Source organism: Shewanella colwelliana ATCC 39565 (assembly GCF_000518705.1).
In the GTDB taxonomy this organism is placed as follows: Bacteria; Pseudomonadota; Gammaproteobacteria; order Enterobacterales; family Shewanellaceae; genus Shewanella; species Shewanella colwelliana.
Window position 1 is genome coordinate 23,313 of the sequence record NZ_JAEC01000021.1, and the last position, 22,479, is coordinate 45,791.

Annotated in this window: 16 protein-coding genes and 2 pseudogenes; 12 read left to right on the forward strand and 6 right to left on the reverse strand. The window is 46.0% G+C overall.

The features are described from left to right. Nucleotides 1–59: 59 nt before the first annotated feature. From L876_RS0110195 to katB, 8 genes are all read left to right on the forward strand, one after another. On the forward strand, nt 60–470 hold the full coding sequence (locus L876_RS0110195; RefSeq protein WP_028763719.1) for a lamin tail domain-containing protein: 411 nt from the start codon (nt 60–62) through the stop codon (nt 468–470). Continuing rightward, entirely contained in the window at nt 413–2,686 is a 2,274-nt protein-coding gene (locus tag L876_RS22310; RefSeq protein WP_162148997.1) for an endonuclease, read from the forward strand. Before L876_RS0110195 ends, L876_RS22310 begins: the two co-directional genes overlap by 58 nt. Before the next feature lie 154 nt (nt 2,687–2,840). Further along, nucleotides 2,841–4,574, forward strand: coding sequence for a bifunctional UDP-sugar hydrolase/5'-nucleotidase UshA (ushA, locus tag L876_RS0110205; protein ID WP_037428401.1), 1,734 nt, complete (start codon nt 2,841–2,843; stop codon nt 4,572–4,574). Between the two features lie 643 nt (nt 4,575–5,217). Beyond that, nucleotides 5,218–6,444 carry a NupC/NupG family nucleoside CNT transporter gene (locus tag L876_RS0110210; RefSeq protein WP_028763722.1) on the forward strand — a complete coding sequence of 409 codons (1,227 nt, stop codon included), beginning with the start codon at nt 5,218–5,220 and terminating at the stop codon, nt 6,442–6,444. A 58-nt stretch (nt 6,445–6,502) separates the two neighbouring features. After that, nucleotides 6,503–7,213 (forward strand): purine-nucleoside phosphorylase, encoded by a 711-nt coding sequence (gene deoD, locus L876_RS0110215; RefSeq protein ID WP_028763723.1) that lies wholly within the window; start codon nt 6,503–6,505, stop codon nt 7,211–7,213. Nucleotides 7,214–7,431: 218 nt separating this feature from the next. Then, nucleotides 7,432–7,869 (forward strand): PaaI family thioesterase, encoded by a 438-nt coding sequence (locus L876_RS0110220; RefSeq protein ID WP_028763724.1) that lies wholly within the window; start codon nt 7,432–7,434, stop codon nt 7,867–7,869. Nucleotides 7,870–7,958: 89 nt separating this feature from the next. Continuing rightward, on the forward strand, nt 7,959–8,207 hold the full coding sequence (locus L876_RS0110225; protein WP_028763725.1) for a YgjV family protein: 249 nt from the start codon (nt 7,959–7,961) through the stop codon (nt 8,205–8,207). A 322-nt stretch (nt 8,208–8,529) separates the two neighbouring features. Beyond that, nucleotides 8,530–9,993 (forward strand): catalase KatB, encoded by a 1,464-nt coding sequence (gene katB / locus L876_RS0110230; RefSeq protein ID WP_028763726.1) that lies wholly within the window; start codon nt 8,530–8,532, stop codon nt 9,991–9,993. 73 nt (nt 9,994–10,066) lie between these two features. On the opposite strand, the gene L876_RS0110235 is transcribed toward katB, so the two are convergent. Continuing rightward, nucleotides 10,067–10,621 carry a TMEM165/GDT1 family protein gene (locus tag L876_RS0110235; protein ID WP_028763727.1) on the reverse strand — a complete coding sequence of 185 codons (555 nt, stop codon included), beginning with the start codon at nt 10,619–10,621 and terminating at the stop codon, nt 10,067–10,069. Between the two features lie 646 nt (nt 10,622–11,267). Between L876_RS0110235 and L876_RS0110240 the strand changes: the two genes are divergently transcribed. From L876_RS0110240 to L876_RS23025, 3 genes and pseudogenes are all read left to right on the forward strand, one after another. Continuing rightward, nucleotides 11,268–12,467 (forward strand): aromatic amino acid transport family protein, encoded by a 1,200-nt coding sequence (locus L876_RS0110240; RefSeq protein WP_028763728.1) that lies wholly within the window; start codon nt 11,268–11,270, stop codon nt 12,465–12,467. A gap of 252 nt (nt 12,468–12,719) precedes the next feature. Further along, nucleotides 12,720–14,876 (forward strand): S46 family peptidase, encoded by a 2,157-nt coding sequence (locus L876_RS0110245; protein ID WP_028763729.1) that lies wholly within the window; start codon nt 12,720–12,722, stop codon nt 14,874–14,876. Between the two features lie 603 nt (nt 14,877–15,479). Further along, nucleotides 15,480–15,710 (forward strand): annotated as a pseudogene (locus L876_RS23025) (group II intron reverse transcriptase/maturase); the annotation flags it as partial. 140 nt (nt 15,711–15,850) lie between these two features. On the opposite strand, the gene L876_RS0110250 reads toward L876_RS23025, so the two are convergent. The 5 genes from L876_RS0110250 to L876_RS0110270 form a co-directional block, all read right to left on the reverse strand. Next, the gene (locus L876_RS0110250; protein ID WP_028763730.1) at nt 15,851–16,228 is read right to left on the reverse strand and encodes a hypothetical protein; all 378 of its coding nucleotides are present in this window, start codon (nt 16,226–16,228) and stop codon (nt 15,851–15,853) included. Between the two features lie 25 nt (nt 16,229–16,253). After that, nucleotides 16,254–16,832 carry a hypothetical protein gene (locus L876_RS0110255; protein WP_028763731.1) on the reverse strand — a complete coding sequence of 193 codons (579 nt, stop codon included), beginning with the start codon at nt 16,830–16,832 and terminating at the stop codon, nt 16,254–16,256. Between the two features lie 1,625 nt (nt 16,833–18,457). Beyond that, entirely contained in the window at nt 18,458–19,189 is a 732-nt protein-coding gene (locus tag L876_RS0110260) for an RNA pseudouridine synthase (protein WP_028763732.1), read from the reverse strand. A gap of 11 nt (nt 19,190–19,200) precedes the next feature. Next, entirely contained in the window at nt 19,201–19,902 is a 702-nt protein-coding gene (locus L876_RS0110265) for a DUF998 domain-containing protein (protein WP_028763733.1), read from the reverse strand. A 228-nt stretch (nt 19,903–20,130) separates the two neighbouring features. Beyond that, nucleotides 20,131–21,516, reverse strand: a complete 1,386-nt coding sequence (locus tag L876_RS0110270) for a Na+/H+ antiporter NhaC family protein (protein WP_051413072.1) — start codon at nt 21,514–21,516, stop codon at nt 20,131–20,133. 333 nt (nt 21,517–21,849) lie between these two features. Between L876_RS0110270 and L876_RS21530 the strand changes: the two are divergent. Then, a pseudogene (locus L876_RS21530) lies at nt 21,850–22,374 on the forward strand (DUF3087 family protein). Nucleotides 22,375–22,479: the final 105 nt, after the last annotated feature.

Here is a 22,479-nt window from a genome sequence, read left to right on the forward strand (position 1 = left end):
TGAAGCGCGCAGCTTTCGGGCGGCGCGCTTCCCATCAAAGAATCAAAAGAGATACGATTATGAGAATTAAAATGAGTGCAGTTGCTACCGCGACTGCCATGGTTTTGGGCGCTTTTTCTACTGCGGCGAGCGCTGATTTACTGATCACTGAGTACATTGAAGGCAGCAGCAATAACAAAGCTATTGAAGTGTCCAATGTTGGTGATAGTGCCATTGATCTAGGTGCTAATGTTTACAAGTTAGCGAAGCATTCTAACGGTGCTGTAGACGCTGGCGATGCTGAAATTTTATCTGGAACGCTAGAGCCAGGTAAGAGCATTGTTTTCCATAACTCTGGGGCAACCGATGATTTTAAAGTCGGAACAGAGTCTAAAGTCACTTGGTTTAATGGCGATGATGCTATGATGCTATGGTGCTCACCAAAGATGGTGCAGTTATTGATAGCATTGGTAAGGTTGGAGAAAGGGTAAACTGGAAAGATGGTGACTTTTCCACGGTAGATGCAACTCTGCGCCGTAAAGCCTCTGTGACTGTGGGCGATACTGATGTCTCGGATACTTACCCTGGAACTTCTAAGGACCAGTGGATTGTTTTGCCTAAGGACACCTTTGACGGCCTTAATTGTGCTGGTGAAGATGCTTGCGGAGCAGCAAGTCCTGGCGTACTGCTTATCACCGAGTACATTGAAGGTAGCAGCAATAATAAAGCTATCGAGATCTCTAATGTTGGTGGCAGTGCCATCGATCTTGGTGCTAATGTTTACAAGCTAGCTAAGCATTCTAACGGTGCAGTAGACGCTGGTGATGCCGAAATTTTGTCTGGAACACTAGAACCAGGTAAGAGTATAGTTTTCCATAATTCAGGTGCAGCCGATGAGTTTAAAGTCGGAACAGAGTCCAAAGTCACTTGGTTTAACGGCGATGATGCTATGGTGCTCACCAAAGATGGTGCAGTTATTGACAGCATTGGTAAGGTTGGAGAAAGGGTAAACTGGAAAGATGGTGACTTTTCCACGGTAGATGCAACCCTACGTCGTAAAGATTCTGTCAAAGTTGGTGATACTGATACTTCGGATACTTACCCTGGAACGTCTAAAGACCAATGGCTTGTTCTGCCTAAAGACACTTCTGATGGTCTTAATTGTTCAGGTGAAAGTGCTTGCGATGGTTCAGTAACCCCACCAGAGCCACCAAAGCCAGAAACTGGCCCTTGTACGGGTTGTGAGACGCTGACTCCGGTTGCCGATCCTGCTACGTTCAATGGTGAAATCTATTACTCAGATGTATTGAGTGGCGAGTTTGCCAATGCTGAAGAGCTTAAAAATGCACTGTCAGTTATCATTGCTAAAGATCATAAGCAACTAACTTACAAGCAAGTTTGGAGTACTCTGACATACGCTGACCAAGATCCTAGTGACGATAAGAAGGTTATTGAGATCTACACTGGTGAATCTATTTCAAAGTACGACAACCAGACTAGCGGTAGCGGTGTTGGTAAGTGGAACCGTGAGCACGTTTGGGCCAAGAGCCATGGCTTCCCAAGCGAGTCTCAGTGGGGCTATACCGATGCGCATCACTTACGTCCTTCAGATCCAGGTATCAACACAGCACGAAGCAATAATGACTTTGGTGCGTGTAAAGATACCGGTGAAGAGGTAATGTTTAACGGTGTTGGCACGGGTAACTACCTGAATAAAACTACGGACTGCTGGGAGCCTCGTGATGAGGTGAAAGGCGACGTTGCACGTATGATCATGTACATGGATACTCGCTATCAGGGTACTGATACAGCTACAACGAATATGCCTGATCTGGTTGCCGTTGATCGTCTAACGACGACTGACGAGGATAGCGCTCCGCTTATTGGTACGCTTTGTACGCTATATGCATGGAACCAGTTAGATGCTGTTGATGCCTACGAGCAGAACCGTAATAACCAGGTATACAAATACCAAGGTAACCATAACCCTTTCATTGACCGTCCTGAGTTAGTGAAAGAAGTTTATGGTGCGGTCTGTGGAGATGACCCAAACCCTGCTCTGGTAGTTGATGGTGATATTGTTACTCCTGAGAGTGTCACTGAAGGGACTGCATACACCATCGATGCTTCTGCAATCACGGCTGGTGAAGGTGTTACTCTTACTTACAAGTGGGAGCAGATTGTTGGTGAAGAGAAAACGCTTGTTGGCGACACGGCAACTTTGTCTCTGACTGCACCAATGGTTAAAGCTGACGAGACGTTGAACTTCACCTTGACCATCAGCGACGGTACGTTGGAAACAACTAAAACGGTTAGCGTAAGTGTGATCAATGTGCCTTTGGCGCTGAACGTAGAGTTTGCGGGGACAACTAAAGTAACTGAAGGTGAAAAGGCTTCAATTACTGCAGCGGTTGCTGATGCACCAGAAGGGACGACTTACAGCTGGAAACAGGTATCTGGTACCACGGCTGTGTATACCGCTGCAGGTCTGACACTTGATGTGACTGCACCTAGCGTCAATATTGACCAAGTGCTTGTGTTCGAGCTTATGGCAACGGTTGGCGAAGAAAGCTTCGCTAAGTCTGTTAGCATTGAGGTGACAAACACCGAAGAACCTGGTTGGACTAAGCCAGATGGCGCCGGTAGTTTGGGTGGTTTTATCACACTGTTGCTACCGCTAATGTGGTTGCGTCGCCGCCAAGGCTAATCATCAGTTAAGCCTAAAAAAGCAGCACCGGGATCGCTCTGGGTGCTGCTTTTTTTAACTGTACAGACGTTGTCTACATCTCTACTTGTGCACTGCGACGCAAACCCCTTAGGGCGAGTGACAACGTTTATCTGAATATTATTGAAGGATTATTATGAATACTTCACTCCGTCCTTCTTGCCTACTTCTTACCGGCTCAGCTATCGCGCTAACGTTAGCATTGAGTGGCTGTGGTAAGGAAAAGGTGGAAAAGGCGCCTAAAACGACTGCATCAATTGCCTGTCAAGCCGCTGGTGATGACTGTAAGCGCTTTACCTTGCTACATACCAATGACCACCACGGCCGTTTTTGGCATGGTTCTAGAGGTGAATATGGTATGGCTGCACGTAAAACCATACTTGACCAAATCCGCAAAGAGGTCACTGAGCAAGGTGGGGAGACGTTACTGCTCTCTGGTGGCGATATTAATACTGGTGTGCCAGAGTCTGATCTTCAAGACGCCGAGCCAGATTTTATCGGCATGAACCATCTTGGTTATGATGCCATGGCCGTAGGTAACCATGAGTTTGATAATCCATCGACTGTGATGGATAAACAACGAGGCTGGTCTAAATTTCCTTGGTTATCGGCCAATATCTATCGCCAAGTCGATGGTGAGTGGCAGCGCTACTTTGAGCCTTATAAGCTATTTGAGGTTCAAGGGTTGAAGTTGGCCGTCGTTGGGCTGACTACCGAACATACCGCTGAAATTGGTAATCCAGAGTTTGTTGAAGCGTTTAAATTCACCTCTCCTCAAGCTGAGGCGCAAGGTATTTTGGCAGAGCTTGAAGAGAAGCATCAACCGGATCTTGTTTTTGGCCTCACCCATATGGGGCACTATGAAAACGGGGTACATGGCAGCAATGCACCTGGTGATGTTGCACTGGCTAAAAGTCTAAAGCCTGGCCAGATTCAAGCCATCATTGGCGGACATTCACAGTTGCCAGTGTGTATGGAAGGAGACACTGGTAAGTACGTCAAAGATTATGGTCGAGATGAGCCGTGTAAACCCGATCGTCAAAATGGCACTTGGATCATGCAAGCCTACGAGTGGGGTAAGTTCGTTGGTCGCGCTGATTTTGAGTACTATGGTGGTAAGTTACACCTGGCTAATTACGAGTTGGTACCTGTGAATACCGAAACCAAATTCGGCTCCTACTATCCACCTCACATGCTGACCCCTAAGGATAAAGAAACCCTTGAACTGCTTCGCCCTTATCAAGCAAAAGGGCAATTGAAGTTGAGAGAGGAGATTGGTGTGGCCAAGGCGGATTTCATTGGTAAACGTAAAGTTGTTCGTTACCAAGCTGCGCCGCTAGGGATAATGATAGCTCACGCCCAGACTCAGCTCCCTGTACCTGCCGATTTCGGTATCATGAACTCTGGCGGGATTCGTGCCACCATAAAGAAAGGACCTATTCGTTACCGTGATGTCCTTAAGGTGCAGCCTTTCTCTAATAGTGTGACTGTGACTGAGATGGATGGGGCTGAATTGAAGAAGTATCTGTCTAAGGTTGCGCTTAAGACTCGAGGCTCTGGTGGTTTTGCCCACTTTAGCGGCATCAAGATGACAGTCGACTGTAAAGCTAAAGAGGTCGATATCAGAACGGTTGGCGACAAACCTTTCAAGTTAACGGATAAATATCGATTTACCCTCCCAAGCTATAACGCCGCGGGCGGTAACAAATATCCTAAGTTGAAGGAGAAGGCGAGAGACACCGGCTTTATTGATGCTGATATGCTTTATCAATTTATCAAACAGCATGACACGCTTGACCCTGTTGACTATGACAGAGCGAAAGATGTTCGTTATATCAACTCTCGAAGTTCTGATGGCTGCGGCAGTTAGTCTTATGCATTACCTGCAGCTCCCTTAGTGTTTTAACAAGAGCTCAACCCTTAGGTTGGGCTCTTTCTTTTATGAGATACGTGCCGAAAGACACCTGGCCTAGTTGTACAACCCAAAGTCATAAGAGGTTGAGGTTCTTTAACTTGAGTGATAGTGGCTATTGGGCAAGCAAATGGCACAAGCGCATTGGGTTTGGCACTTTCGACTAAACATAACGCTTATCGCTGTGTTATCTCGAGCCAGTCGTTGCACCTTAGCCTGTGGTTTAGGCATAAAAGTAATAGGATGTACTTGCCGCTTCGCGTTCCTTGTTTTATCAAAATTTTTGTAATTAAATTACCATACTGAATGTTATCGATCTGGGTTTACTCAGTTTTGCTCGATAATCCGTCGCTTGCCAAATGTAACCCAATCGATCGAATATTACGGGTTGTTGAAACCCCAGTGTTATTTGTATGTCGACTGTGGTGTTTTAGTGGTGGTAACTTTATGGCTTTATTGCATTTTTTTGTGTGAAACCGCTGTTTTGCTCAAAAAAATCCCATCTAAATAATAATCTTTTTTTAAGTGATACAGATCGCTTGTGTCGCCGATATAGCGAGATAGACTGCCCGCATCTCATGATTTTTGTGGTCATAAATGTATGGAAGTTTTCATCAGTTTGCTGGGTATGTTTACCTTAGTGATTATCGCGATATTGCTATCTGAACACCGCAGAGCGATCAATCCGCGTACTGTGCTAGGCGCTCTGGCTTTTCAAGTGGCCTTTGGAGCGTTTGTTATGTACCTGCCGATGGGGCAAAGCATGTTAGACAGCGCCTCTAACGGTGTGATGCATGTGATTAGCTACGGCAATGAGGGCTTAGGATTTCTGTTTGGTGATTTAGCCAAATTTGGCGTGGGCTTTATCTTCGTTATCAATGTGCTCTGTGTGGTCGTGTTCATCAGTTCATTGATTGCAGTGCTCTATTACTTGGGCATTATGCAGCTGGTGATTGGCTTAATTGGTGGGGCGCTCTCTAGGTTACTTGGCACCAGTCGTGCCGAATCACTCTCCGCCACCGCTAACATCTTTGTCGGGCCTATTGAAGCGCCCTCTATGGTACGTCCATTTGTGAAGCACATGACCCGATCTGAACTGTTTGCAGTGATGACGGGGGGCTTAGCATCAGTGGCTGGTGGCACCATGATTGGCTATATCCAGATGGGGGTCGACGTTAAGTATGTGCTGACCGCCGCCTTTATGACGGCACCAGCAGGTTTGCTCTTTGCCAAGCTGATGTGGCCAGAAACGGATACGCCGCGTAATGACATCAAGCGGGTGATGGATGAGCAAGAAGACAAGCCGACCAATGTACTCGACGCCGCCGCAGGTGGCGCTGCGATGGGGATGCAACAAGTGCTGAATGTTGCTGCACTCTTGTTAGCTTTCGTGGGGTTGATTGCGCTCGTTAACGGTTTGATTGGTGGTATCGGCGGATGGTTTGGCTACAGCGAACTGACCATGCAAGCAATATTGGGCTATCTGCTTGCGCCTCTAGCATGGTTAATGGGTGTGCCTTGGAGTGAAGCGACACAAGCGGCATCGTTCATAGGTCAGAAGATGGTGATTAACGAATTTGTCGCCTATATAGATTTCCTCAAGGTCGCAGATAACTTATCAGAGAAAACCCAGATTATTATTAGTTTCGCGCTCTGTGGTTTTGCCAATATTGGCTCACTGGCTATGGTGATTGGCGGCTTGGCGGCACTTTGCCCTGAGAGACGTCACGACCTTAGTGCGATTGGCATGAAGGCGCTTATTGCTGCTGCGTTAGCTAACTTAATGAGTGGCACGATTGCCGGATTACTGTTTAGCTTAGCGGGATAGTCGCCTGATATGATAACGGCCTGCGCATTCTGTGCAGGCATTTTTACTGGAGTAAAACATGACCCCACATATTAATGCTGCCGCTGGCGATTTTGCTGAAACCTTGCTTATGCCAGGTGATCCTCTGCGGGCCAAGTACATCGCCGATAACTTTTTAGACAATGCGCGTTTGGTGACTGACGTGCGTAATATGCTCGGCTATACCGGCGAATATCAAGGCAGAGCGATTTCGGTGATGGGCTCTGGCATGGGGATACCTTCTATCTCTATTTATGCTAAAGAGTTAGCGACTGAATATGGCGTTAAGAACATTATTCGTATCGGTTCTTGCGGTGCTGTCAGCAACAAAATCAAGTTGATGGATGTGGTGATGGCTATGGGGGCGAGCACCGACTCAGCCGTTAATCGTAGCCGGTTTGCTAATACGGACTTTGCCATGATCGCCGATTTTAATTTGCTACGTTTGGCCGCCGATGCTGCGGATAAGCAGGGGGCAAATTATCACGTCGGTAATCTTTACTCTTCAGATCTTTTCTATTGCAGTGATGAGACGCGTTACGACGATATGGAAAAATACGGCATTCTTGGTGTCGAAATGGAAGCGGCTGGACTTTATGGGGTCGCGGCCGAATATGGCATTAATGCATTAGCCATGATGACGGTGACAGATCACTTACGTCAAGGATTACACCTTAGCGCCGAAGAGCGCCAACACACGCTGAATGAGATGATTAAATTAACTCTCGAAGCGGTCAGTCATCTTAAATAAACCTGTTACCCTAGGTCTTCGAGTAGCCATCAAAGTGTGGCCGAGTGATTCGCGCAAGTGACACTTAGGTCATAAACAAAAAATTAAGGCTGCTCGAAGGCCACTCCCTTCGTTATACCATTTGGCCTGCTGCCGATACTGACACCTTAACCTATTTGTGTTTTACGCTTGAAGCAGTAGACTAACCTCCTCTAAAATTTGTGGAAATGGAATATCAAATGAGCATTTGGTTTCGACCCGTCACGTTGGAAATTTGCGAAAAAATGGATAGTGGCATGCATGGTAAAGGTACATTGATGCAGACCATGGGCATAAAGATATCTGAAATTGGCGATGACTATATGAAGGCGACCATGCCTGCGTCGCCCGCTATCCATAATCCATTGGGGATTGTGCATGGTGGGGCTAATGTTGCCTTGGCTGAAACCGTGGCGAGTTATGCTGCTAACTTTGTGGTTGATTTTGACAACTACTATTGTGTTGGCCAAGAGATCAATGCCAACCACCTTAAAGCATCACGTAATGGAGTATTAACGGCAACCGCCAAGCCTGTGCATTTAGGTAAGCGCAGTTCGGTTTGGGAAATCTTGGTGCATAACAGTGCAGGCGAACTTTGTTGTATCTCCAGAATGACCGCAGCCGTGGTAAAGCGTTAGTATAACGATAAAAACTGGCTAAATGCTGTCGCTTATTCCCGTTTTTGTCCATAATAAGGGCACACAAACTTTTACTCAGTGGAGCGCGAATGGATAACGCAACGATTTGGGAATGGGTGGGATATTTAGCGTCAGTGGTCGTCGCCATTTCGCTGATGATGTCGAATATTAAGAAGCTGCGTTGGTGGAACTTAATCGGTGCAGCACTGTTTGTCGCTTACGGCATGGCTATCGACGCAATCCCTGTAGCACTAGTGAACTTTTTCATTGTGCTAATTGATATCTATTATCTCGTTAAGCTATATCGAGAGCCCAGCGACTCAAGCACTAGCGAGTGACGCTAGCTCAATACTAATGATTGATAAAACCAGCGTAAGCTGGTTTTTTTGTCTCAGCTGTTAGCCTTTGCCCTTCAGCACGCTGCGCTCGTTTGCACGCTCTTTGCCGTTTCGCCCTCCAATATCTACAAAATCATTTAAGGTTATCGGTTTTAATCGTTTTATTTGTTTCTCTCGTCGCTTTATTCTTGACCCATACCGATTGCAAAGGAAGAGAGAGAGGAGTTTTCCTATGGCAACCATTTATGACGTGATTGAACAATGGCTTACCGACGCGCAATAAGCGCTCACACATTTTTTGGAGAGCAACAGAATGACGAATATGACCCAACAGCAAACACTAACAAGCCAAAGTGGCGCACCTATCGCCGACGACCAAAACTCATTGTCTGCTGGAGAGCGCGGCCCGCTGCTACTTCAAGATTGGCACTTAATTGAGAAGCTAGCGCATTTTAACCGTGAGCGTATTCCTGAGCGTATTGTTCACGCTAAAGGTACCGGGGTTTACGGCACTTTTACCCTAACCAAAGATTTAAGCGATTACACCATCGCCGATCATTTTAATGGCGTAGGTAAACAGACAGAAACTTTCATTCGCTTTTCAACCGTAGGTGGTGAAATGGGCTCTGCCGATGCCGAGCGCGACCCGCGTGGTTTTGGATTACGCTTTTACACGGCGCGCGGTAATCACGATATTGTGGGTAATAACACGCCAACTTTCTTTTTGCGTGATGGTATTAAGTTTCCCGACTTCATCCATACGCAAAAGCGCAACCCGCAAACTAACTTAAAAGATCCACAGGCAATGTGGGACTTTTGGTCGTTAAACCCGGAAGCCATGCATCAGGTAACCATATTAATGTCAGATCGTGGTATTCCTGCCAACTACCGCCAAATGCATGGTTATGGCTCGCATACTTTCTCTTTCTGGAATGCAAAGGGTGAGCGTTTCTGGGTTAAGTTCCACTTTAAATCACAGCAAGGCGTGGTGAACTTAACGGGTGAGCAAGCTGATATTTTGAAAGGGATTGATCCGGACTCGTCACAACGCGACATGGTCGCTGCGATTAATGACGGTAATTTCCCACGCTGGACGGTCAACGTGCAGATTATGCCAGAAGCCGACGCTAACCATTATCATATCAACCCGTTTGACTTGACTAAGGTATGGCCGCACAGCGATTACCCCTTAATTGAAGTGGGTGAGTTAGAGCTTAATCGTCTGCCGCAAAACTATTTTGCCGAAGTGGAGCAAGTGGCGCTAGCGCCGAGTAACTTAGTCCCTGGTGTGGGCGCATCACCCGATAAGATGCTGCAAGCGCGATTATTTGCCTATGCCGATGCTCAACGCTATCGTATTGGCGCTAACTATAACCAGTTACCTGTTAACTGCCCGCATGCTACGCAAGCTAACCACCATCAACGTGGCGGTGCAATGGCTGGTACTCAGTGTCCATTCAGTGGCAGTCAGACCGGCGCCGACGCTAGCGCAAACTACGGTCCAAATAGTACGGCAGCAGCGCTAGTGGAACCGACTCAGTTTGTTGAGCCACCACTACGAATTGAGGGCGAGGCAGCACGTTACAGCCGTTATGATCAGGATGATTTTACCCAGGCGGGAAATCTGTATCGCATCTTCTCTGAAGCGGAGAAAGCCCGCTTAATTGCGACCATTTCGGGCTCATTGAGTCAGGCAAGTCTGGATGTTCAGCAACGTATGGTGGCACACTTTACCAATGCCGACAGTGACTATGGTCAGCGAGTTAAACAAGCTCTCGGGTTATAAGCGGTAAGTTAATGAAAAACCAATGGCTAAGCCATTGGTTTTTTTTGCTTGGTATTTTTCTCGCTCGTCGCCCTTAGAACAATAGCGTCACCACCCCTAACAGCGCAAACAAGACGGCACAACCGCGATGGATCCATTTCATCGGTAATTTATCGGCACTAAAGTGACCCGCTATCACCACAGGGACATTGGCGATCATCATGCCTAATGTGGTACCTATCACGACCAATCCTAGTGCATCATATTTAGCCGACAGCACCACAGTTGCCACTTGGGTTTTGTCGCCCATCTCTGCTAAAAAGAACAGAATGAAGGTCGCGATAAAAGGGCCCATTTTATAGAAACGGCTCTCTTCGCTGTCGACCTTATCTGGTACTAATACCCATAATGCAATGGCAAAAAAGGAGAGGGCAACCAGATAGGTTGCGACGCTTGGATTAATGAAGTTTATGGCCCACTGCCCAAACCAGGCCGCGGCAAAGTGATTGGCTAATGTGGATAGCAAGATACCCAAAATAATGGCGGTTTTATTTTTAAAACGTGCAGCAAGAATAAGCGCTAAGAGTTGCGTCTTGTCGCCGATTTCGGCAATAGCGACGGTGAAGGTTGATGCGAGTAAAGCTTCCATGATGTTTCCTTAGGGGGCAAAAAATCCAAGCACAGTCCGCCGCCCCCTAATTTGAGCGGTAACCGTGCTTAGGTCTTGCCTGGCAATGTGTGGGCATTAAATCCCGCTGATTGCTGTGAGCACCATGGCGTATGGCCAAGTATGTTGATACTCACCCGAGTCCCAAATAGAGACGCGTTAGCTACTCCCCTAAAGCAGTGCGCAAATTATACTGATAAGCCATGGCAAGGCAATATCCTAGATCACTAATTGAGTAATAAAAATGGCACAGTAATCAAGCTGTAGTCGGGTTATTTCCACATTGTTACTTGAATGTACAATCTTGACTTTGATTACGATAGACGCCTTGTGCACTGCGTTTGCCTCTGATATGGTCGCTAGCAGTCAAATTTATAGAGTAAGGTTGTGATGAAACAAACCTATCGATATTACTACCGATTTAGGCAGCCTCAGGGGCTTAGCTAAAGATCATTGGTAGATAAGGTTAGCTAAGCTGTTGAGGCCCACCAACGCGCACTAAGGCAGAGATGCATAGTTCGGTTAGGAGGCTAAAGCTTAGTGTATGTTTTATTGCTAAATCCCTCCTTTGCAGTCGTTCTAAATCTGACCTTCCAAAATAGATAACAATTAAAGACAGGACAATTTTGTGAACTTAAAAATGCTCGGCTCTATTGCCATTGTTGCGGGCACCGCAATTGGTGGCGGCATGTTGGCGCTTCCACTTGCTACAGCCTCGTTAGGCACCATTCCGGCGTTACTGCTTTTGATCGCCATTTGGGGTATCTCTATTTATACCTCTCTACTCATGCTAGAGATTAATTTACGCACCGGCGTTGGTCTCAATGTGCATGCCATCACGGGAAAAACCTTAGGTAAAGTTGGCCAGTTAATTCAAGGCGGCTCGTTTTTAAGCTTACTGTTTGCCTTAACCATGGTGTACTTGATGGGCGGCTCTTCGTTATTAGAGTCACGTTTTGAGCCGCTGGGTATTACCATGAACCATGAGTTCGCGGTGTTACTGTTTACCCTTGTATTTGGTGGGTTTATCGCCATTGGTGTGGCCTGGATTGATAAGGTTTCACGGGTATTGTTTACTGCTATGGTGGCTCTGTTCATTATTGTGGTGTTGTTTTTATTACCCGAAGTTAGCCCAAGCTACATGCTCAGAGAGTCGGCGACCGAGTTAGTGTCTAAAGGTGAATTGGGTAACCTATGGTTAGCCGCTATCCCAGTTGTATTTACCTCGTTTGGTTTTCATGTGTGTATTGCGACGATTGTGCGCTATTTAGATGGCGATGCCATGTCGCTGCGTAAAGTGTTAATCATAGGTTCTACCATTCCATTAGTGTGTTACATCCTTTGGTTAATGGTGACCCTAGGGATAGTCGGCGGCGCGACGGTATATGGGTTTGACGGCTCACTACCTAAGCTTGTGTCAGCGTTACAAGGCATCGCACAATCGGCTGTTTTGCAACAGTGCATTGACCTGTTTGCCAACTTAGCATTAATCACTTCATTCCTTGGTGTGACCATGAGTTTGTTTGACTATATTGCCGAATTGACCCGCGCACGTGATGATATTGCTGGGCGAATCAAAACCTGGTTGATCACCTTTATACCGCCACTGTTATGTGCGCTTTATTATCCTGATGGTTTTATTCAGGTGTTAGGTTTTGCGGCGATTCCTTTAGTCGTGATGATTATTTTCTTACCGATTGCGATGGCGCTTAGTCAACGTAAACAAAACCTTGGCGGTTACCAAGTCATGGGCGGCACGCCTGCACTATTAGCGTCGGCAGCGGTAGGTGCGGTGATTATTGCTGCGCAGCTGTGGGTCGCGCTGTGATCCTGTCACTAACAGTGCAATCGAACTGTGATGATTAAAGGTACACAGTTCGTTACAACTCAAGCGGTTAACTAGCAATGTTTGCCTGTGTGTGAGTTGGTAGGTTTTATGATAAAGTCGGGCTCTAGCCCGACTTTTTTATGCCTTAAATTTAAGGGCGCTAGCACCATCATATTAATCTCCATCACATCAAATAGATAAGGATCGGGTGGGGATTCGATGAGATAACGATAACAAAATGGACTTAACAAAATGAAGAAACTGATATTAACAGCAGCACTAGCGGCCTCGTTCACGGCGCAGGCTGACGAGGGGATGTGGCAGCCATATCAGCTACCTGCAATGGCAGATGAGCTGAAAGCCAAAGGGTTGGAGATTGATGCAAAATCTATCTCAAAATTAACCGAATTCCCAATGAATGCCGTTATCAGCCTAGGTGGCTGTACTGCATCATTTGTGTCACCCAAAGGGCTTGCTGTGACTAACCATCACTGCGCTTACGGCTCAATTCAGTACAACTCAACACCAGAGAAAAATTTACTGCAAGATGGCTTTTTAGCTAAAACTTATGCAGAAGAGTTGCCAGCTACGCCGGGTTCACGCATCTATGTTACCGAAGCTGTCACCAACGTAACTGACAAGGTTAAGCAAGGGTTGGCCGATAAGGTTGGCAACGCGTTTTATCAAGGCATAGAAGCCAAAGAGAAAGCCTTGGTGGCAGAGTGTGAAGCGGAAGATGGCTATCGCTGTCAGGTATATAGCTTCCATGGTGGCTTAGAATACTACTTAGTTAAACAACTTGAGATCCGCGATGTACGCTTGGTGTATAACCCGGCAGCAAGCGTGGGTAAGTATGGCGGCGATATCGATAACTGGATGTGGCCACGCCACACTGGTGATTTCTCCTTCTACCGTGGCTATGTATCGAAAGCGGGCAAGCCTGCTGACTTCAGCCAAGACAATGTGCCTTACGAGCCAAAGAGCTTTCTTAAAGTCTCGGCTAAAGGCGTGAGTGATGGTGATTTTGTTATGGTGGCGGGTTATCCAGGTCGCACTAACCGTTACCGCACCGCCAATGAAGTCGAAAACCAGTTTGAGTGGGCGTACCCAGAAGGAAAAATGCTGCGCGAACGCTTTATTGAGATCATTAAAGAAACCGCCCCTGAGGGCAGTGATGAGCGTATTAAGTACGAGAGCCTCATTGCTGGCTTGGCTAACTACGCCAAAAACTTCACCTCGATGATTGAGTTTTATGGCAAGTCGACCATGCTTGACGACCGTAAAGGACGTGAAGCAGAGCTAACGGCTTGGATCAACAAAGATAGCAAGCGTCAGGCTAAATATGGTGAGACCATGGCTGAGCTTGATAAGCTGATCAAAGAGAGCCAAGACAACCAAGAGCGTGACATCATCTTAGGTTACTTAGGCTACACCACCATGCTGCCAACAGCGCGTAAATTGTATCGCTTAGCCAATGAAAAGCAGCTTGATGATATGGCACGTGAGCCTGGCTACCAAACACGTGACATGACACGCTTTAAGTCAGGCATGGAGCGTATCGACAGACGTTATGCGCCAAGCGTAGACAAAGCGGTTGTGCTTGATTTGTTGACGCGTTATGCGGCGTTACCGGCCAGTGAGCGTATTCCAGCACTCGATAAAGCATTTGGTCTGGGTAAAAAGTTTGATGCAGCTAAGCTGAGTAAAACGCTAGACAAAATGTACGCTAAAACAGAACTTGGTAATAAAGAGTTCCGTCTCGCTTGGATGGACAAATCAGTGAGCGATTTTAAAGCCTCTAACGATCCGTTTATTAAGTTTGCGGTAGCCATGTATGACACCGATATGGCCCAAGAGAAGAAAGAGAAAGAGCTAGCGGGTAAGTTAATGAAGGTCCGTCCTCAATATATGGATGCCATTATTGCTTACAACAAAGAGCTAGGTAAGCCTGTCTATGCCGACGCTAACTCAAGCTTACGTGTGACCGTGGGTCATGTGAAAGGTTACTCACCACAAGATGGCTTACACGCTGTGCCATTCACTCGTCTTGAGGGGATTTTGGCTAAAGATACTGGCGCCGATCCATTCGATGCCCCAGCTAAGCAGCTAGAACTGATTAAGCAGAAGCAGTATGGCGACTTCTATATGAAGTCTATCGACTCAGTGCCAGTTAACTTCCTATCAACTTTAGACACTACCGGTGGTAACTCAGGCTCCCCAACACTAAACGGCCGTGCCGAATTAGTGGGTCTACTGTTTGACGGTGTGTATGAGAGTATTATTGGTGATTGGGGTTACGATACCGACACCAACCGCTCTATCCAAGTTGATAGCCGTTATATGCTTTGGGTGATGAAGTACCTAGATAATGCAGATAACTTGCTAGAAGAGATGGAAATTGTTCACTAATTTTAGCGATTAGTGAGGGCGCTTTAGTTACTTTCACCAAGTAACAGGTACCAGTGATTGAAAGGGCTTAGATGAAAATCTAAGCCCTTTTTTCATGCCTTTAAATTGGTTGTAGTTAGCTGATGCTAGCGTTAACCTTTATCTGTCTGGATTACTTGCAGCAGACCTTTCATGCAGGTATCTCGCTAGGCTACAGCAAGTATAATCCCTGCACGCTCGACGGTGTAAGCTGACCTTCGAATGAAGGTGTTGGCATTTTTGTGGTTTAACATTTGGCTGAATTAGTGTTGGTAGAGTGTCTTTGAAATTTGTATCTTCACTTTAACTAATCGCCTGTCCGGCGAGGAATGTGCAGATACTTCTGCTACACGCCGTGAATCCATCCGTGGAGGCTCGACGATGGCATCCCTGCCATCAACGTCCGCAGCCGCATCTACACAGGGTTATTTTATCTCTCCGATTTAGCCTTTCGGGTATCAATCTAACAATCAAAAGTTAAATCGGTTTTGGACAGACATCAGTTAGTGCAAAAGGTCTAAAGGTAGGTCATGGAATTAGTAAATATATGGTGTTCAAATAAAGTTTACACTGACCCAAAATATCCACTGGCGTCAGTGGCGAAATCCACGGACTAAGGTGCAAAATTTACCTAAATGTGGAGTCAGGATCCAAGCAGCCGTTGCTTGTGGTATCACAAGTAAAGGCCCTTGGCGTAGATCTACAACACCAGGAATACAGCAAGCGTTGAGCAATGAGTATCTGAAGAAAGCAGGATTATATTCACTAAGAGATGGATGGATCGCAGTTCACTATCCGAACCAGAAAACAGGTTAGGCGTTCTAAATGAACCGCCCTCGGCTCTGGCATCCTGCTTCGCCCTACCTCCTAAATCCATTTAGTCGTGTGCGGAGCCGCATGCAGGGTGGTGTGGGGGCTGGAGGCTAGATACCTCCGGCTACCCGATTAGCATTTTTTTAGATTGATGTGTAAGTCTTACCTTCGATTAAGCCATCGTTGGAAAGTGTAATTTCCAGACGTTTGAACAGTGCAAAGAAATCCGTAAGATTCATATCAATCCTAATTTCTCTAACTTGCATTGGTTCGCCTGAAGCTTGAAGCATCTCTGGAATGTTATCGTAGCCATTTAATCCTGAGACTAAGAACTTAACACTCACGGGATCTCGGTGTGCGCCGTGGTTTTCGCCTGCCCACATAGAAATCCCCACAACAAACTCATTAGTGATATGGCCTTTGTCTTTTAACCACTTAGCTGCATCAGTCATATCTGCGCGATCAGCTGCCGCACTACCTTTTAAATCATTGTATTGAACTGACGCTTTGAAAATTTCCATTAAATTATCCTTTAGTGATGGTTTGTTATGCATTTCCTGTATATGGCTTGAAGATTTCAAGCGCCTCTTTTTCAATTAGCAGCCTTATACAATGGCTCGTAAAGCCATATATTTCAATAAGCTCCACAATCGTTGAGTGAGCTTCTTCTGGCGTGCTAGGTTTTTCTATTTCTTCGGCACGAGCCATATATTTATGGAGTTGCTCATGCTCTCTCGGATATGCACCAGAGTATTGCTTCATCTCATCGTTTATATGGTTCAGCTGGAATGGAATACCTTCTATGTAGACCACTAAATACTTGTTGATAAATGTTGAAAAATTTAACTCATCATCCATGTTTGCAAGAGTCATTCCTGCAAATTGACCAAGCCCCTCATTGAGACTTGCGATTGACTCATCAACTTTTGCTAGTTTCTCTTTGTGGAAATCAAAGATTTTCTCTCGGGCTTTGAACTCGTTATTCTTGTTCAATTCTTCTATTTTCAGGAGTAATTGAGATTTTCCAGCTTTATAGCCAACCACAGCTGTAATAAGAGCAGGACCAAGAATCTTGATTGCATCTGACATGACATCCATTGTCATTTTGTATAGCTCTGGGTCCATTTATTTATCCTTGCTCAATGTGCATAAAAGCTTATTGAATAGCTGTTCAATAAACTGCTGCTTTAAATTTAACTTACAGCAACTATGCCACGCTAATCCATTGAAATTCTGCGACAAAGTTAACATTGCTTTCAAAAAAATTGAATAAGTTGCCCGCAAAACTAAACCAGTTGATGTAGAGGTCTCTACAACAAATCATTAAATCAAAACAATTCAATTAATTACAAAAGCAAAAGAGGTTTATCGAGCGTAAAAAACAAGTTTTTCGCTCTGTTCTCTTACGAACATCAAAGGTCGCAAAAGCGTGTTAACTTTTGAACTACCGACTCACACCAGATGAAGTAAAATCGAAGAGATAAAATAACCCAGTGTAAGCGCGGTTTTGGCCTTCGAAATCATGGATGATTTCGCAGAGCCCACAAGGATGTGCTCGTGGCGAGCCAAAAGAGCGCTTGCACATTCCTCGCCGGACAGGCGTTAAGTAACGGCAAGGTGTGACCTTCTAAAACACCCAACAAATAAGATGCAGCCAAACGCTACTTAAGCTAAATGAAAAAATGCCAGACCTTCATTCCAAGTTGGGGTAAAAGCACGTTAGCTTTTTACTCGCCACTCACACCAAATGAAGCTAAATCGAAGAGAGTGAATAACCCAGTGTAGATGCAGCTGAGGGTATCGAAAACATGGCCGAAAATGTTCCTGACATTTTTCGGCATTCCCTACTTCCATGTAGGTCAGATGTTTTCGTTAAGCGACCAAGGACCGCACACAAGGATCCCTATCTAAAAGCCAGTTCGGCATCCCTGCCTCTCGTTCGTTAGCATGAAGCGATGCTTCACTCACCGTGCCAAAAGAGCGCTTGCACATTCCTCGCCGGACAGGCGTTCAGCAACAGCGAAGGTATGACCTTCAAACACACTTAACAAATAAGATGCAGCCAAACGCTACTTAAGCTAAATGAAAAAATGCCAGACCTTCATTCCAAGGCCAACCCTCTTTGGGCAAAAGCACGTTAACTTTTTACTCGCCACTCACACCAAATGCAGCTTAATCGAAGAAACGTTAGAAACCAAGTGTAAACGCGGCTGCGGCCTTTGCCAGCAGGGATGCTGGCGTAGAGCCCACAAGGATGTGCTTGCGGCGTGTCGCAGAAGTGTTTGCACATAAGCTCACCGCAGGTGATTGATTGCTATGAAGGTACGACCTTCAAATACCCTTAACAAATAAGATGCGGCCAAACGCCACTAAAGCTAATCCAAAAAATGCCAAACCTTCATGCCAAGGCCAACAAACTTTGGAGCAGAACCTAGTTGTCTTGTTACTCATTACTCGTATCAAGTGACGCTAAGTCGAAGAGACAAAATAACCCGGTGCATATACGGCTGAGGGTATCGAAAACATGGCCAAAAATGTTCCCGACATTTTGTAGCATTCCCTATATCCATGTAGATCATCCATGTAGGTCAGCTGTTTTCGTTAAGCGGCCAAGGATGGCAAAGCGTCCCGAAGCAGTCTCTGCACATTCGCTCATCACGGGTGATAGATTGCCATGACGGTATACCTTCAAAAATACGGCTAAAATATAATGAAGCCTGCCGCTACTCAAGAGAATACAGATGTTTACCCTATGTTTGATGCTTGATCAAACCTTTGAGCGATGACTCTTCCGCATACGTTAGGGGGCGTAACTCTCCCTCTGTAAGGTTGCCCAGTTGCAAGGATTCGATAGCAATGCGTTTGAGATCGATAACTTTAAACCCAAGTGCTTGACTCATGCGCCGTATCTGCCGATTAAGCCCTTGGGTTAACACAATTTCAAACCGGTCAGTGCTTAGGCGCGTAATCTTACAGGGCAGTGTGGTGACATCCTTATAGCTAACGCCCGCAGCCATTTGCTGTAAAAAGGTATCGTCAAAGGCCCGTGCCACCTGTACCTGATAGTATTTGCGGTGGTGAAAGTCAGGGTGCATTAGGCTTTGGGTTAGCGCCCCGTCATTGGTGAGCAGCAGTAATCCTCGCGAGTCTTTATCTAAGCGGCCAACAGGGTAGAGTCGAGGTTGTTTAGGCAATAGGTGGATAAGACTCGTCGGATCATGTGCCAACAGGCGGCAATCGGTACCCACTTTTTTGTGTAGCATCCAATACTGCTTAGTTTCAATTGGTCCAAGCGGCAAGCCATCCACCATGATGTTCAGCGCGGCGCACGGCTGAAGTTCTGGTGTTGTCAAAGAAAGGTTTATCTGGTCAATATGGTTAGCGATACGCCCAGCAATTGTCACGCGGCCGTCACGAATTAACCGTGTGGCGGCGCGTCGAGAGCAGTGCCCTGTGAGAGCGATATATTGGGCTAGGCGCATACTATGATCAATCAATAGGTCACAGACAGGCTTTTTGACAGCGAATCTTTATAACTTTGCCTTGCAAGCTTGTTTACCGTGAGCGCCAGCATGATACACCAGACCATCACTAAGTTGGTTTGGCACCACATTACAATCGCAACCATGCAGGGCATATCGGCTGGATGTTGGCATGGGTCAAAATCTAAGGTGCTCCAATTGAGTAAGGTGGCCAATGTGCAAGCGCAAATGAATCCCAGCGCGCTGACAATAAACAAGGGGGTGGGAAAGGCCACTTTATGGTTGACGCGTGCACACATGGTTAAAAAGTAGAGCGCGATAGTGCCCACTAAAAAACTGGTCGAATAGAGTCTGTGCTCAAACAGATAATTGATAGGGTAGATACCGATAAGGATGATTGACACCCCAACCCAAATACCCGCTATTGAGATGTAGTTACCAAAATGGCCCAACTTAAGCTGCATCAGTCCATACATGGCGAGCAGAATACAGCTTCCAGCCATAATTAGGCCCATATTAAAGATGTAGGCGAGTGGCGAGTTAACATAGTTGCCCAGGAAGTCGGGGCGCTGACTAAAGGTCGCTAATCCTATCTCTTGAAACTTGGCGAAGAGTGAAATTGAGATGCCTAACGCAGAGGCCAATGCGCCGGCCAAAATAGTGAAAACCACCATGCGGTGTAGATCATAATTGATATGTTGTTGTGGGGTCATAGGTTGCCATTTTCTTATTTTTATCAACATAAAAAAGGAGCACAGTTAGCTGCACTCCTTTGATGGTTGGCACGATCTCTTATGAGGTGTAATTCACAACATAGGTTGTGAGCGCCTCATTTAGCGCCTTTTGGTCATTTCCCTATGGCTACAGTTTAAGTGAAAATGGCGGCTTTGTGGTAGCTAGTTTTTATCCAAATGTAACATATTATTTCTGCCGGGCTGCCATTAATGGCGCTTACGCAGTACGACAATTGCAATGGCTACCACAGCCAATACCATGCAATACCATGCGTGTGTGACCGCTTCTAATGGGCTAATGCTAAAGGTTGAAGCAATCAACAGTGCTTGGGCACCATAGGGAATTAACCCCTGCACAATGCAAGAGAAAATGTCTAAAATACTCGCGGCACGCTTAGGTGTTACATTGTGTTTCTGTGCCAGCTCTTTTGCGATATCGCCCGTTACGACAATCGATACCGTATTGTTAGCGACGCAGGTGTTAGTGGCGGCAACAATACCTGCCATCCCCAATTCTGATGCGCGGGTTGATGCCTCGCCTTTGGCTTTTGAAAAACGAACAATCAATTTTTCAATCTGTTTGCTGACAAAGGCTAAGCCGCCTTGTTGTTGCATTAATGCCGCTAATCCACCGACTAACATGGAGAGAATGAAGATCTCTTGCATGTTACTAAAGCCAGCATAGATATCTTGACCAAATTGAATTACACCATAATCCATAGTGAGCAAGCCAGTGATCCCAGCCAGTAAAATACCTATGGTTAACACCACGAATACGTTAAGGCCTGACACCGCTAAGATTAAGATGGTGAGATAAGGTATAACTTTAACAAAGTCAATATCTTGTGCGGCTACATCAGCTTGACCTTGGCCTACCAAGGTGAAAATAACTAAGGTGATGATGGAGGCGGGAATCGCGAAGATAAGGTTTTCTTTGAACTTATCTTTCATCTCACAACCTTGGGTGCGGGTTGAAGCTATCGTGGTGTCGGAGATGATAGAGAGGTTATCACCAAACAGTGCACCAGAGATCACCGCACCAGCCATAATAGCAAGGTCGATTTGTGCTTCATTTGCAACACCAAGTGCAATCGGTGCAACGGCAGCGATGGTGCCCATTGAGGTTCCCATGGCGGTTGCTATGAATGCCGCTATGACAAAGAAGCCCGGTAACAGTAGGCTTGATGGAACAAGTGATAGGCCAAGGGCAACTGTTGCATCTACGCCGCCAGTGGCTTTGGCGACTGCAGCGAAGGCGCCTGCCAGTAAATAAATGAGGCACATAGCAATAATATTGGCGTGGCCAATACCAGCAATAAAGGTTTCAATGCTTTGATTAAGCTTCTGCTTAGAGATGATCAGCGCGAAAATAATGGCTGGCAGAATCGCAATCACACTCGGCAGCTGGTAAAACGCAAAGTCTACCCCTTGGCTTTGAAAATAAACCCCCGCACCAATAAACAAGGCTAGGAATAAAAACAGTGGTAAGAGTGCAATAAACGATGCGCTGGGCTTTGCGGTTGAGGTTTGGGCATGTGTAGAAGTAGTCAATTTGGTCTCTCTTTTCTCATAAACGGCTCTATAGCGGAGCATCTCAATATAACGAGATACGAACCTTAGGTTCCCATGCCCTCCTAGCTGGAACCTCCGCCATCAATGGGCAGCATAGGTTATCTCAATAGGTGAGAGGATATGAGATTGGAAGACGTCTGTCAATTTAGACGTCTAGATGTTTTTACTTCTATATGTATCCGTGACGTTAAATTGCGTGTTAGGTCACCTAAACTGCTACTGATTGGCATCACTTAACTTGCCAAGATCGATTGAGGAGATCAAATCTTTTGTGGCGAACACCTGGTGAGTCTGCCAATAGAGAGCGCCCCATGTTAACCTTGTGGCAGAAATTGCAATCAACCAAGAACCCTAATGCAACTGATTGATATTGATAAAACCGTCTACCGTAAACACCTCAACCGTGTGATCACGGTTTTTGTTGCCAGCCTTGCCATACTATCTGTGTTACTGGGGCAATTACTGATTCAGTTTTTTGGCCAGACATAGGTGGCCAGTGGTGAGTCGACCGGTAATCTGCACCTTAATGTTTTAGGTGTCCTTGTTGCGGTCATTATTTGTGCTGGCACCTTATACTCGCAACGAGAGCATATTTATTTTAAAGAGGTGTTTTATGTTTCTCGGCTTAAAGCATTGCAAAACCGGATTTACCGCAAACTAAAATCGATTAAACAGCAGGCCGAAAAAGATGATGTCGATGCCCTGATCACCCTAAGCTTTTACTATGCAAGTCTGAAATTCGTCTATCTCTTGGATGACAACACTCTAACGTTGAATCAGGTCGACAGCGACTTTTTAGCCATTAAGCAGCAAATTCAAGTTCGTGGTCTTAACGTCGATGAGCGTGATTTTAAAGTGGAAATGCTAGAGGGCTTGTAACTTTTCATCAATAGCATTAATTAACCCGTAGGTTTGATTAATGCTATTGGGCTCCATCGGCGCTCCGTGTTTTTCGTGTTGTTATTTTCTCATCTTGCGCCAAGG

Coding starts and splice junctions, on each gene's coding strand:
- L876_RS0110195 (WP_028763719.1), top strand. CDS start 60: ATGAGAATTAAAATGAGTGCAGTTGCTACCGCGACTGCCATGGTTTTG.
- ushA (WP_037428401.1), top strand. CDS start 2,841: ATGAATACTTCACTCCGTCCTTCTTGCCTACTTCTTACCGGCTCAGCT.
- L876_RS0110210 (WP_028763722.1), top strand. CDS start 5,218: ATGGAAGTTTTCATCAGTTTGCTGGGTATGTTTACCTTAGTGATTATC.
- deoD (WP_028763723.1), top strand. CDS start 6,503: ATGACCCCACATATTAATGCTGCCGCTGGCGATTTTGCTGAAACCTTG.
- L876_RS0110220 (WP_028763724.1), top strand. CDS start 7,432: ATGAGCATTTGGTTTCGACCCGTCACGTTGGAAATTTGCGAAAAAATG.
- L876_RS0110225 (WP_028763725.1), top strand. CDS start 7,959: ATGGATAACGCAACGATTTGGGAATGGGTGGGATATTTAGCGTCAGTG.
- katB (WP_028763726.1), top strand. CDS start 8,530: ATGACCCAACAGCAAACACTAACAAGCCAAAGTGGCGCACCTATCGCC.
- L876_RS0110235 (WP_028763727.1), bottom strand. CDS start 10,621: ATGGAAGCTTTACTCGCATCAACCTTCACCGTCGCTATTGCCGAAATC.
- L876_RS0110245 (WP_028763729.1), top strand. CDS start 12,720: ATGAAGAAACTGATATTAACAGCAGCACTAGCGGCCTCGTTCACGGCG.
- L876_RS0110250 (WP_028763730.1), bottom strand. CDS start 16,228: ATGGAAATTTTCAAAGCGTCAGTTCAATACAATGATTTAAAAGGTAGT.
- L876_RS0110255 (WP_028763731.1), bottom strand. CDS start 16,832: ATGGACCCAGAGCTATACAAAATGACAATGGATGTCATGTCAGATGCA.
- L876_RS0110260 (WP_028763732.1), bottom strand. CDS start 19,189: ATGCGCCTAGCCCAATATATCGCTCTCACAGGGCACTGCTCTCGACGC.
- L876_RS0110265 (WP_028763733.1), bottom strand. CDS start 19,902: ATGACCCCACAACAACATATCAATTATGATCTACACCGCATGGTGGTT.
- L876_RS0110270 (WP_051413072.1), bottom strand. CDS start 21,516: ATGCTCCGCTATAGAGCCGTTTATGAGAAAAGAGAGACCAAATTGACT.